This window comes from Moritella viscosa (assembly GCF_900120065.1).
Classification (GTDB): Bacteria; Pseudomonadota; Gammaproteobacteria; order Enterobacterales; family Moritellaceae; genus Moritella; species Moritella viscosa.
This window is the reverse complement of sequence record NZ_FPLG01000114.1, coordinates 183,868-197,715: the sequence shown is the minus strand read 5'-3', so window position 1 is coordinate 197,715 and position 13,848 is coordinate 183,868. Positions and strand designations below refer to the sequence as shown.

General features: G+C 36.2%; 10 protein-coding genes. 3 read left to right on the top strand and 7 right to left on the bottom strand.

Annotated elements, in window-relative coordinates; genetic code table 11:
* Nucleotides 1-52: 52 nt before the first annotated feature.
* A complete protein-coding gene (gene cydD, locus BT797_RS19055; protein ID WP_075473177.1) occupies nt 53-1,804 on the top strand; it encodes a thiol reductant ABC exporter subunit CydD in 1,752 nt (583 codons plus the stop codon).
* The gene (gene cydC, locus BT797_RS19050) at nt 1,801-3,564 is read left to right on the top strand and encodes a thiol reductant ABC exporter subunit CydC (protein ID WP_075473176.1); all 1,764 of its coding nucleotides are present in this window, start codon (nt 1,801-1,803) and stop codon (nt 3,562-3,564) included. Before cydD ends, cydC begins: the two co-directional genes overlap by 4 nt.
* Nucleotides 3,565-3,645: 81 nt before the next feature.
* Here the strand turns inward: cydC and BT797_RS19045 are convergent, their stop codons facing one another.
* From BT797_RS19045 to BT797_RS19025, 5 genes are all read right to left on the bottom strand, one after another.
* Nucleotides 3,646-4,131, bottom strand: coding sequence for a DUF1499 domain-containing protein (locus tag BT797_RS19045; RefSeq protein WP_075473175.1), 486 nt, complete (start codon nt 4,129-4,131; stop codon nt 3,646-3,648).
* A 119-nt stretch (nt 4,132-4,250) separates the two neighbouring features.
* The gene (locus tag BT797_RS19040; protein WP_075473174.1) at nt 4,251-6,548 is read right to left on the bottom strand and encodes a GumC family protein; all 2,298 of its coding nucleotides are present in this window, start codon (nt 6,546-6,548) and stop codon (nt 4,251-4,253) included.
* Entirely contained in the window at nt 6,548-7,063 is a 516-nt protein-coding gene (locus BT797_RS19035) for a polysaccharide biosynthesis/export family protein (RefSeq protein ID WP_139291707.1), read from the bottom strand. Before BT797_RS19035 ends, BT797_RS19040 begins: the two co-directional genes overlap by 1 nt.
* A gap of 11 nt (nt 7,064-7,074) precedes the next feature.
* Nucleotides 7,075-8,265, bottom strand: coding sequence for an outer membrane beta-barrel protein (locus BT797_RS19030; RefSeq protein ID WP_075473173.1), 1,191 nt, complete (start codon nt 8,263-8,265; stop codon nt 7,075-7,077).
* 61 nt (nt 8,266-8,326) lie between these two features.
* Nucleotides 8,327-9,721, bottom strand: coding sequence for an undecaprenyl-phosphate glucose phosphotransferase (locus BT797_RS19025; RefSeq protein ID WP_045110505.1), 1,395 nt, complete (start codon nt 9,719-9,721; stop codon nt 8,327-8,329).
* 346 nt (nt 9,722-10,067) lie between these two features.
* Between BT797_RS19025 and BT797_RS19020 the strand changes: the two genes are divergently transcribed.
* The gene (locus BT797_RS19020; RefSeq protein ID WP_075473172.1) at nt 10,068-11,084 is read left to right on the top strand and encodes an acyltransferase family protein; all 1,017 of its coding nucleotides are present in this window, start codon (nt 10,068-10,070) and stop codon (nt 11,082-11,084) included.
* Between the two features lie 20 nt (nt 11,085-11,104).
* On the opposite strand, the gene BT797_RS19015 is transcribed toward BT797_RS19020, so the two are convergent.
* On the bottom strand, nt 11,105-12,541 hold the full coding sequence (locus BT797_RS19015) for an oligosaccharide flippase family protein (RefSeq protein ID WP_075473171.1): 1,437 nt from the start codon (nt 12,539-12,541) through the stop codon (nt 11,105-11,107).
* A gap of 34 nt (nt 12,542-12,575) precedes the next feature.
* Nucleotides 12,576-13,835 (bottom strand): O-antigen ligase family protein, encoded by a 1,260-nt coding sequence (locus BT797_RS19010; protein WP_075473170.1) that lies wholly within the window; start codon nt 13,833-13,835, stop codon nt 12,576-12,578.
* Nucleotides 13,836-13,848: the final 13 nt, after the last annotated feature.

Below are 13,848 nucleotides of genomic sequence, written 5' to 3'. Positions count from 1 at the left end.
CCTCCAATTTCAGGGTCTATTCATTAAATATTCCCCAATTTCAGGCTACCCAATGACAGAATCAGTAAAAACAGATTACACCCAAAAAGAACTTCTAACTTGGCTAAAGAGCCAGCGAACCCACGCCCAAGGCCGTTTAAGCAGAGCGATTGCATTAGGCTCCTTCAATGGCATATTGATGATTGTTCAAATGGCTATTTTAGCTGGTATCATCAACGAAATTATATTTTCAAACAAAGCACTCGCAGAAATAACGCCATTATTATTTGGCTTAGTTGCCATCATTATTACTCGTACTACATTCGGTTATATCAGTGAGCGATACAGTCGTCATGCCGCAATGCTCATTAAAGTGTCAATTAGACAACAATTGTTGCAGCACTTATTCGCAATGGGACCAGCAAAAACACAAACTATCGGTAGCGCTAAAATAGCCCAACTACTGCATCAAGGTGTTGACTCCCTCGAAGATTACTTCTCAGGTTACTTACCTATTGTCGCTTATTGTTCTGTGATCCCAAGCGCCATTTTATTTGCCGTATTCCCAATGGATTTGCGTTCTGGTTTAGTCTTAATGTTAACAGCACCAATGGTGCCAATGTTTATGATCATCATTGGCCATAAAGCACATGATTTAAACCAAAAACATTGGACCAAACTACTGCGTATGAGCAGCCATTTTCTTGATATTATTCAAGGGCTGACTCAGCTTAAAATATTCAATGCATCGCGCCAAGAAATGGCCGCAGTAAAAACCATTAGTGAAGACTATGGTAACCAAACTATGGGGATCTTAAAGATCGCCTTTCTTTCTTCATTCATGTTAGAGTTTTTGGCCTCTATTGCCATTGCGCTTGTTGCTGTTATCTTAGGTTTTAGACTTTATTATGGTGGTGTTGATTATTTATTAGCACTGTGGATATTGTTACTGGCTCCAGAATTCTATTTACCATTTAGACAATTAGGTACTCAGTATCACGCCAAAATGGCGGGAGTTACCGCAGCCCAAGATATGCTACAAATTCTCAGTACACCAATTAAAGAAAACCAAACTGAAACACGGTTTAAATCACCTTTCGATATCGCTTTAACAGATGTTAACTTCACCTACTCAGGTCGTAAAAGCACGCTTAAAAATATTAACTTAACGCTATCTAATCACGGTTTATATGCTGTTATTGGTGAAAGTGGCGCGGGTAAGTCAACGCTGATCGATACCATCTTAGGTTTTAATCCCCCTGATAGTGGTTCAATGACGATCAACGGTACTAAACACACACCAGCAGAGCGTGATACTTGGTTAAATCATTGTGGCTGGATCGCACAGCAAGGCCACGTTTTCTACGGAAGTCTTGGTTTCAATATCGCCTTAACAGAAAATTATGACGACACTAAGATACAACAAGTATTAACTAGTGTCGGTCTTGCTGATTTCGTATCGCAATTAAAAGATGGGTTAAATACCCACGTTGGTGAAGGTGGTGTTGGTATTTCTGGTGGTCAATCTCAACGATTAGCATTAGCACGCGCATTTTACCACCAGCCAGATGTACTCATTCTTGATGAGCCAAGCAGCCATTTAGATAAAGACACCGAACAAATTGTCAGTGATAGCATCGCTGAATATGCAAAACAGCATTTGGTTATTGTTATTGCCCATCGTTTACATACCGTGATTGACGCGAAACAGATCATTGTATTAGAACAAGGTCAAATAATCGAACAAGGTACCCACACTGAATTACTTGAGTTAAATGGCAGCTATGCAAATTCCGTTAACATAAATATGGAGATGAACGCATGAATCCATTAGTTAGATTAATGAAGCTTCTTAAACCACAACTTCCTTTAATGTTACTCGGTACCTTGTTATCTATTATTACCGTGATGGCAAATATTGGATTACTCGCGATTTCGGGTTGGTTCATTACCATCATGGCCATTGCGGGACTATCTGGTGTAACAGCTAACTATTTCACGCCTGCCGCAATTATCCGCTTCTTAGCAATCGTGCGAACAGCTGGTCGGTATGCTGAACGTTTGTTAACTCACCGCGCAACATTTAACACCCTTGCTGCTTTACGCTACTATTTTTATACTCGCTTAGAGCCATTATTGCCCTACTACCGTGTTAACTTTAAGTCAGCAGATATTCTTGCTCGTTTACAGCAAGATATCGATGAACTTGATAACTTTTACTTAAGAGTATTGCTACCAGCATTACTTGCTATTTGTAGTATCCCACTTGTTGGCTGGGCGGTGAGTTTTATTTCATCTGATCTCGCGTTTGTTATTGTCGGTGCATTAATTCTTGTCGGTTTTGTTTTACCAATATTCATTTTATTGTTAAGTAAAAAGCGCGCACAGCAACAAGCGAAACTCTCAAGTGAACTAAAAATTGAATTAGTCGACGGCATGGCATCAATGCGTGAATTACTGGTTTATCAAATATCACAGCAATATCAAAAGTCGATTAATCGTGTGTCTGAAAACTATCATCGTGCTGAATTACAGTTACACCGCCTGCATGCATTAGCCACTGCTTTAACATTTTTAGCCATTAATGCAACCGTGTTGGCAAGCTTATATCTACTCGTACCTCTGGTACAAACTGGCGATTTAAAACCGGAATTTGTTGCCAGTGCTGCATTACTCATTTTAGTTTGTTTCGAAACCGTCATTAATATGCCCCTCGCCTGTCAGATTTTACCTAAAGTACATGACAGTGCCGCTCGCTTGTTCGAGATTATTGATAAACCTATCCCCGATTTAGGTGGTAATAGATTAGTAACAACAGGTCCAATTAAGTTTAATGATTTGAGTTTCACTTATCCTGATGGTCATGATTGTGTATTAAAAGATATTGACCTTACTATTCAACAAGGTGAAAAAGTTGCGATTATCGGTGCCAGTGGTGCGGGTAAATCAACCTTAGTAAATCTATTAATGGGATTCTGGCCTATTCCACCATCTAACAATATACCAAGTTCGGATATGGTCGGTAAGTTACAGCCAGGTATCACCATTGATGACATTGACTTAAATGAGTTGAATACAGAATCATTACGTGAACACGTTGCATTAATGAGCCAAAACAGCCATCTTTTTCATGCAACGATTGGTGATAATCTTCGCTTAGCAAACCCGAAAGTAACAGAATCACAAATGCGTGATGTATGTCAGATTGTAGGGTTAATCGATTTTATTGATGAACTAGAAAATGGGTTTAGCACTTGGTTAGGAGAAACAGGCTCTGGCTTATCCGGTGGTCAAAAACAACGTTTATGTTTAGCACAAGTATTATTGCGAAATGCAAAGGTGCTCGTTCTCGATGAGCCAACCAAAGGACTTGATCGTCACAGTGAAAGAACAATCATTACAAACCTATTTGAACAACTTGAGCAATCACGACAAAGTTTACTCCTGATCACACACAAACCATTAATGTTACAAAAAATGGATAAAATCATCGTCATGGATGAAGGGACTATCGTTGTACAAGGGGATCATAAAACCTTAATGGAAACTAATTATTATTACCGAAAACTGCTAAATTACTTCTAAGCACAGTTCATTAATACGTTATAACAGCAACCTAGTAATCAAACAAAAATGGGTAATACAATTAAATGTATTACCCATTAATCAAATTGGCTTAGGCGCCTCACTCACTAACCCTTTATCGTTCAATGCTTCATATAAATCATCAACCCGCTTCTTATTTACACCAAAGTCTGACTTACCCAGTCTTGATGCTGACCGAACAGCAATGATGCCATCTTTTAGACGAAGGTGAAGTTCAAAGTCATCGACAAACCGCATTAAAGAACTCGTACTTTCGACATATATATAATCTGTCGTTTCTATCATAATTTCCATATTGCGTTGCGCTTGTAAATAGGCTTTAATTTCAGACCAAGCCAATTCCGCACTCGCTTCTAGTTTGAAGGCTGGCACATAATGACTTTCGTCTAGACTGTCACTTGATACGCAATTCGGTGATTCAGGGCAAGCGGCCAACTTTGAGTTAACAACACCAAGGTTATCAGGCGGAGTGCCTGTACAGGCGGCCAGTAATACACTCCAAGTCAGTACGAATGTAGAACGAGTGAACATGCGAGAGCTAAACATTTTAATCCTTGTAGACTAATTTATAATTTACATCATTTAACCATAAATTGAATAAACAGCAAACACGTCATAATTATCCAAGAACTTGCTGTAAATATTAATTCACTGATTAGGATGAACTATGACTTAGTCGATTTTTCGGCATAATCATCATCACTGTAATAACCGTAATAATATTCAGAATCAGCAACACCATCGGTATTAACGTGGTTCATCACGATCCCGACTAAATTGGCGTCTACTTTAGCAAGACGACGAATGCCATTTTGCACTAATCTTACTCGTGTCGCTTCGCTTTTAATGACATAAATAATCGCGTCTGTGTGTAAAGATATAATTAATGAATCACTGACAGCTTGAATAGGTGGTGTATCAATAACTACCCGATCATAAGATTGTCTGAGGCTCTCTAATAATTGTTTAAAACGTTTTGAGGAGAGTAATTCTTGCGCATTCTTCGGTGTTGGGCCGCACGCCATAACATGAACACCCGAGGCTGGGTCCACAGTAATACAATCAGATAAATTGGCATCACCCGTTATCACTTGTGCAAGCCCAGGTTTATCTTTTGGTATATTAAAGTTCTTTGCCAAACTTGGTTTACGCATATCAGCATCTATCAGTACCGTTTTTTCGATCTGGGCTAACGAGAACGCAATATTTGTTGCGGTTGTTGATTTACCTTCATTAGGTTGAGATGAGATGATTCCAATAACTTGATTCACCCGTTGACCCTGTGCTAATAGAAAGCTCGTGCGTAATGTCCGCACAGATTCAGAAAACTGGCAGCCATCTTCGTCAAAAAAATAGTGTAAGTCTAAATCTTGATTTCGTTTTCTAGCAACCTTGGGTAATACACCTAATACAGGTAGTCCAAGCTTATTTTCTATATCTCCAACAGAGTTAAAATTATCGGTGAAATACTCTTTAACGAGTAAATATGCGATATGTAGCAACATCGTTAATATAAATACAATAATAATCACTATTTTAGTACTTAACGTAATCGGTTTATTTGGCGCTTTCGCTCTGTCAGTAAAACGTGCGACCGCAGCATTAAAGTCACTCGTCAACGCAGTTTCTTTAGATCGCTCTAGAAATGTATTATATAGTTTTCGGTTACTTTCTACGTCTCTTACTAATTTTTGGTATTCATTATCTTTACCGATAACATCTTGAAATTGATTCTGAATTTTACTGTATTGTCTTTCTAAAGCTGCAACATTACTTTTCTTGGTTTTTAGCTCTCTGTCCAAACCTGATACCAATTTGGAAATTTGTATTGTCAGATGCTTGTTCACCGTATAGAGCTCTGATTTAGCCGCAATAAGATCTGGATGCTTACGGCCATAAATTTGTGATAATTCAGATACTTTTAATTTTGCTCTTACTTTTAACTTTTTGATATTTTGAATAATCGGATGTGACGTTATTTCTGGTATTGACTCTAAGTTCTCTAGGTTTTTAACCCCATACTCATTAATCGCACGAACAATACTCCGTAACTGATTCACTTCATTCTTGGCTTCAACTAATTGATAAGACGTTTGTTCAAGTTCGTTACTCACTAAACCCGTTAACCCTCGCCCGCCTCGATCTTGTAGATCAATGATATTTTCCTCTTTACGATATGCTTGTAATAGCGTTTCAGATTCATCAAGACTCCTGCGTAAGCCTTCAAGTCTTTTTGTTAACCAGTGAGCGGCATTTTTATTAATCGATGATTTGACTTCAAGATCTTGTGCTATATATGCCTCGCCAACGGCATTGGCAATCATTGCAGCAAGTGCGGGGTCTTCACTCTCAAATGAAAGTTTAACAAGCTGTGTTTTTCTAATTGGCGTAACCATTAAGCGTTTTGAAAACTGTCTTAAACGCGAAATTTTCACCTGTTGACTTTCAAGCGCTTGATTGCTTATATCCGTCGCTGATTGTGGTACGCCACTGATATAACCCGCACCAATATTCTCTGCAAACTCACTATCAATATTCATAATAAATGATTTAAGCAGAGGTGAAACATCAAGAATATACGCGACGGCCTTATCACGCCAACTCTCCCGTTTTTGAAATGATGGTTGCTGTTGTAAATTTAAGCGGTCAAATACAGTCTCTGCAATTGATTTTGATTTAAGAATTTCAAATTGAGTTAAATAATATTCTTTTCTATTTGAATCAAGACCTTGCACTGAATCAAACGAAACAGCTTGCGCTTGATTTGCTTCAATTAATAACGTAGCAGAAGCACGGTATAACGGCTGTTCTTTTGATAAATACAGTGCAGCAGAAAGAGAGACAAAGGCAGACAGTAAAAAAATTCGCCATTTATAACGCTGGACAACATGCCAATGCGGTGAAGGTAACACAATGTCTTTATTGACCGACGATTTATTGAGACTCTGTTCAAGTTTATCCATTAGAAAAACCTTTGCTTAATCAAAATGGTGTCACCAGCATTAACTTTATACGTTAAGCTTGCGTTAATTTGTGTGTTTTTGTTCTTTTCTTTAAATAAATATATTTTTTCTTTTGATGCGCGTTCCGTTAACCCACCAGCCAGCGCGATAGCTTGGTTTACAGTTAAACCTGGCTGATATGAATACCCCCCAGGTTTCTTAACTTCACCGTGTATATAAAAAGGTCGGTATTCAACGACATGAACATAAACATTTGGATTAACGAGGTAATCACCTTTCAAACCATTATAAATCAACTTTTCAACTTGCTTAACCGTTAGACCCGTTACCTTTATTTCTCCAAAAAATGGATAATTAATTTGGCCACTATTACTCAGCAACGTGTCTACCGTCAGATTTTTTTGTCCGAAAACTTTAATTTCTACCTTATCCCCAGGCCCTAAAATATAAGAGCCCTTGGCTAATACCGGTGTTTGTATTAAGAGCAATAATATACAAAAAAAGATACTTTTCATTATACTGTCCTTTAAAGCGTCAATGTTAAACTAGCGCCGACAACATTTTTATCATATTCAAATATCGTGTTTGTTGAAGTATTTCTATCCCAAAGTCCAAATAGGGTAATTGCAATATTATCGGTAAAATCATAGTTAAATTTAAGCTTGTAACCATTCGTATCATCAACTCGGTATATACCACTGTAATCATCCGTGAATTTATAAATCGCGAAAGATGAATAAAAATACGATGTCCAATTATGCTTCCAATCAAGCTTGTATTTAGTTTCAAGCACATAGTCGCCATCAACATCTGGGTCTTTCGTTGTTTGAGACGTTGATAACGTAATTTTTGAGTAAGTCAGCGGACGCCAAGCACCACCTATATTCCAGCTAAACCCCGTAAAGTCTTCTCGACCTTCATCATCAAATTCTTTTGCTTGTCCTCCCAATTTAATGAATCCATGGAGGATAGGAGATGCTTTCCATTGCATGCCTAACAATGCAGTATATACATCAGAATCGCGACTTAGATCCCCCGATATATTATAATCGTAACCAATGGTCTCTGCATTTATTTCAATAAAGGCATCGGTATGAGCCCTTGTGGAATAGAAAAATGCTGAGCCCAATAACAATGAGTCGTAATTACTTCTTCGGGTTAGGGTTTTAAAATTAGTGTATGCTTTTTCGTAAAATTTAGCGTTAAAAGCAAGGCGACCTTTTGTTTGTAATGCGCCATATTCATATTTTGCAGACAGCATATTTTTACTGTACGTAATTGGTTTATCTGTTGATTCATAATTCAGCTCTGTCAAACCACCGCCGCGCCGTTCCGCTAGCCATTGAGCTTTAACGTTTATGTCTACACGGTGCGAATCACTGGGTTCTAAGTGCACATTAAAACCGAGCAATCCGTCCATATAATTATCAGCAGAACTTGCTTCATAGATGCCTTTTTCGACTCTAGCATCAAGACTAAAGTAATTAATGCCATCATCGATTTTTAAATTTATCATCGGAATAACAGTGATTATAGCGCTACGAGTGCCGTTTTCTTGTTGCTTATAGATATTATCATCATCTACAATACTCACTTCCAACGATGGTTTTACGAATAGTCCCCCATCGGTGATGTATGTATCTTGGGTGTATGCAACAGCCCCTCCACTCAACAAAACTAGACCTAAGCAATAGTAGTGACCTTTGAATGCTTTCATTTTGGCTCGCCTCGTCGGTTGATATATCCGAGTGTTGTTCATACCTTACCTCTCTAAATAGCTAATATGTGTTCTCGCTTTTTAAGCAGGTCAGTACGGTTAACAGCATAATTTTGAAATCAAACCAGATTGACCATTGCAAAATATAATAAAGGTCAAACTCAATACGTTTCTGCATTTTATCTAAAGTATCCGTTTCCCCTCGCCAACCACTGACTTGGGCCCAACCGGTAATACCAGGTTTAACATGATGTCTTAGCATGTAAAATTGGATGAGTTTACGATACTCCTCATTATGTGATACAGCATGAGGTCGAGGCCCGACAACAGACATGTCGCCCATCAGTACATTAAAGAATTGCGGGAGTTCATCAAGGGAACTACGACGTAAAAAACCACCAAAAGGAGTAACACGTTTATCGCCTCTTATTGCCTGTGTTACATTCCCGTCAGATTCCATCACCGACATACTTCTGAATTTGTAAACAGTAATTTTGTCACCGTGTAGTCCATACCGGCTTTGCTTGAACAATACTGGACCAGGGGATGTGAACTTTAGCGTGATTGCGATAGCAAGATAGACAGGGGAAAGCAGTATTATGGCGATTAAACTTACTATAATATCTTCAAATCGTTTTAGCCAAACTTTGGCACCTAAATAAGGGGATTCAAAAATGCTTAGCGCATCAATTTTGCCAACATGAGTAACACGGCCATGCATAACATCAGAGAGCATAAATGCAGGTAAAACATAAACATCGACAGTTGTATCTGATAATAAATTGATAATTTCTGCGATACGTTTCTCAGCTGAAATAGGTAAAGCAATAAACAAAACGTCAATTGAACCATTTTTAGCTTCAAAAATACCCGCAGATATATTACTCACAACTGTCATGCCTTTAGGTAAACGTTCTGCATTTCTATCATCAAAGAAACCCACAAAATCAAACCCGAATTCATCACAATGACTGATCTCATGATATAAGTTAGCCCCTGTTGACGTTGCGCCTAAGATAGCCATTTTTCGTAGGTTGATGCCTAATTTACAACGTACAACAGACCATTGATATTTCAATACTCGCCACGTAAAACAACACAAAAATGCCACAAAATACCAGACATTTAAGACATAACTCGGAAACTCAAAGGATGCTTCCAGCCATGTACCAATACCAGATAATATTAAAAATGAAGATATAAACACAGCAACGACAGTCATCAGGACTGCAATAAATCGGCCTACACGCCATGATTGATATAAATTAAGAGCCTCTGCGATATATAAAAAAACGACGGCAGCCGTTAACGCTACAATTATATATTCTTGTGTCATCCTAAGGTTATAGCTATGAATTACAATAACAAAAGAAAATGTAACACAACTTAAATCTAAGAAGCGATAAACAAAAGAGTAATTAGCAGAACTTACCTTAAATGTATTAGTAGGTTTCAAAATACGATTCCTTAACAAATTTAAAGTAGTCACATTTTGAAAATGAACTACCGAGCTAAATAAACGATTCGCTCATCCAATGAATATGTCATTGATAATCCATTAATTATCTTCTTCAATGAAGATAGTGGTATTAATTTAAAAATACTAATTAAACATCTCACTAAATATAGCAGTGATTTTTTTTATGGCCGCAACATGTGTTACTTTTCAGAAGAGTATATATTCAACAAGACCACAAAAATCAACATAAACAATTAAAATCACACGAAATAACAGTGTAAAACTTTATATAGTCAGTGATTAAGCTATAATCTTAAATCTTGCATTAAGACGAAGAGTTAATATGTTTATAACTTCTTTTCACTATTTTCGAGGCTTTGCAATATTAATTATCATCGCAGGACATGTCCACGTAGGTAATAGTGAAGTGGACTTCCCAATATTCACCAACTTGGTTTCGGGGTCAACTGCTTTATTCGTATTCATTAGTGGTTATTTATTTCAACATCTACAAAAAGGTGTATTTAATTATCCTTTGTATTTAAATAAGAAGTTAAAGTATGTAATTCTACCCTATTTAATCTGCTCAACCCCTGCAATTATTAATATAGCAATGACTGGTAATTTTCACCCACTCTTGGGAAATGTAACGACTATCGAAGGCAGTGTGATCAATATTTTTACAGGTCGGCATGTGACGGCATATTGGTATGTTCCCTTTGCTGCATTACTATTCATAAGCGCTCCAATTATAGTGAAATTCTCATTATTAAAACATAATATGCAATTGTTGATACTCTTTACATTTTCGATTATCGCGATCTATGCCCACCGACCGATAGGCGGACTTAATCCGTTTCATTCTTTCATTTATTATATTCCATTTTATTTATTTGGTATTTATGCTGTTGTTAATCGAGATTCAATAGAAAAAATAAAGAAATACAACGTTATTTTTTTAATAATAACGTTACTACTCGCTTATATTCAAATTAGATTAATGGGTATTATTGGTAGTAGCCATAAAGACTTGTTTACATTTTCAGGTATTGATATTATGTACCTACAAAAGGTATCTTTATTGCTATTTGTGATGACTTCGTTGGATTTAATTGAAAGCAAAAATGTTAAACCACTTTCTTTTTTTGCGAATATATCTTTCTCACTCTATTTCATTCATGGTTATGTATTAATATTATTGGCACGATTATCTATCAACGATACATTATTAAATTATGGTTTCAATGAATCTGGTGCGATGCTTATTAAATTCACCCTTGTAGTTGCGATAAGTTCATTACTATCTATTAGTATCATTAAATTATTAGGTAAACGAAGTCGATATTTCATCGGAAGTTAATATATGTCATAAATGATTATTTAAAACGAGCCCACTTTCTTTCTTATAATAAATCCAAATATAAATATTAAAATCAAAGGAACTACTATATTTGCTAGGCTATAAAAACTGTTCGCATAACTAAAACTGCCATTCGGGATACTTTCCTTCTGACCAAAAAATAAATTTAGCAAACTAATTAACACAAAGAAAGATAAAATTATGAAAGACTTCAATCTTTTAACCTTAAATACAAAACGATGTAATACATAAAAACATTGTATGTAGTTGATGATAAAAGCAGTCACTAAACTGATACACAATACGATCATATCCCCCATATAAACACCAAAAATAATAGCGGACACATTAACAACCGATGAAAATATACCACAATAAAACATCTGCTTTGTAGCACCCATCGCTTGATATAACCCTCCTGTAGAACTTAAAACCATCTGCACAGGGATTGATAATGCTAATATTTTCAATAATTCACTCACGGCGAACCACTGCGAACCAAAGAGAATGAAGATAATATCGTCTGCATACCAAAACATAATTGTAGCCGTCAAGATCCCCAGTACAGCCAATTTATAGGCCAATCGATAGTAAGCAGTAAAAACTATATCAGGCTGACTTTTATACTTAGTCAATACGGGTTGCAGTGCAGGTGTGATAGCAAAAGTAAACAATTGGAGTGGATACCGCATAACTTGATATGTTTTTTCATAGAAACCAACGGTCGTGACACCAAAAAATTTCGCCACTAATAAGGTATCTAAATTGCGCGAGAAAAAATTAAGTATATTAAACCCAAGTTGAAATTTAGCTATCGCGAACAAGGGGATAATACTTGATATTTTGATACCTATTTTGGCTTTACCTATTTCAGTATTCTTTGAAAAACGATGATAAAAAATGAAACGTCCTACTGGCGTAACTAATATTTTTATTGCCAAGGCCACAACACCTAGCCCCATAAAATAAAGTAGAATACAAACCATTAGTGCAATGAACTCTGCAAATATTTCAGCTTTCCCAATAATAATAAATTGGGTATCCTTTTGTAACGATGCCAATGGCAACATTGAAATTGCAGAAAAAAAGACACTCAAGGCTAAAACATATGTGAGTAAGTTGACATTAATTAACTCAAGCCAACTCGCCAGTACAGGCGTAATATAAACAAATAATAACGACAACATAAGCCCAATAATTAATGTCGCACTAAAGATACCATCACGCTCTTCATCACTAATCGAATCTCTGTGTATAATTGCAGGCCCAAGACCTGATGTGGCTAACAGTTGAAAGAATAAAATAAGAACTTGTAATGCAGCTAACGTACCAAAGTCGTTGGGAGTGAACAATCTTGCTAAAATAGCCAGTGATGTAATTTGTAGGACATAAAGTGAATACTTTCCTATCAGGCTATGAAGAATCCCTCTGTTTAATTCGTTATTTATTTTGCTCATAATGAGATAATCCTATCATTAAGTAAATAGTAGATCACTCAGCACCGCGAATTACTTCATGCTCATTGATAACTTCATCCCTAATCATATAAACACCAGATGAAATAACAATCATAACCATCAAAAACCACGCCATATTAGCATCCCTAAATATGCTGGACTCTGTAACATTTTGTAAAATGGGAATAATTAATGCCGCATGGATAAAAACACTATTCGATTTCAGCATTGAGAGAACAAAAAATATAAAGATAAGTGATGAACCAACAATGCCAAACTGTAAAAGTAATTGCAAATAGCCATTATGAGCCGATGATATATATTGTAAAAAGCTATATTTATCATCTAGTACAAAGGGGATTACGCCTACTTCAAAATAACTACCGTAACCATAACCAAGTGCTATTTTGTCAAAAAATTCAAGATCATAATACAATGAATCCCAAATACCCCCCCGACCAGTAAAGAAATCTGCATCAACATATAATGCGATATGCTGATAATCATTCATGTAATAACTTACTCCAGGTATAAAAATAAATATAGAAAAAAATATACTCGCGAGTATAAACATTAATACTTTCATTTTAAAAATACTGAGTTGGATTAATAGAAAATATGTAATACATAATAAAATACTCGTCTTACTCTGGGTTATTAATAGAAACGCAAATAAAATAATGAGTAAAATGTTAAGTGAATGGCTATTTACATCAAACGATTTAATCCACATATAGCTAATAACAATCAGCACAGCTAAATTGACCCCCATGGTATTCTTGGACTTAAAGTATCCGGCCAAATTTAAACTCTCATTAAAACCTGCACCTTGAACAATAGAAAAAATGATCATGGAAATACAAACGATGATCGCTAGTTTCAGATTAACCTCAATACTCTTGTGATAAAATGAAAAGCAAAATGCAATTGATACAGACGCACAAAATACCATTTGAAATATGGCACGCTTCATTGTTATTAACGGATAATTTGACCAACTCGCACTCAGTAAAGCAATGAGGCAGATAACGAGTAAAATAAAAAGTTTATTGACCAAGACTAACTTAAGATTGTTAAACTCTTTATTTATAAAAAATCGAAACGAAAAAAACAAGAACAGAGAAATCCAAAAGAGTTGTTTAAATATATTACTCTCTGCAAGACTACCAGTAACCACATCTAATTCATGATCCATCATACTGATCTTACTTGTAAAGTCAGGTGTAAAAACGCCAAGACAATACAATAACATAAGTAATAAACCATATTTTTCAAGCCAAACAAGCACATTCATACAGAACCAACTA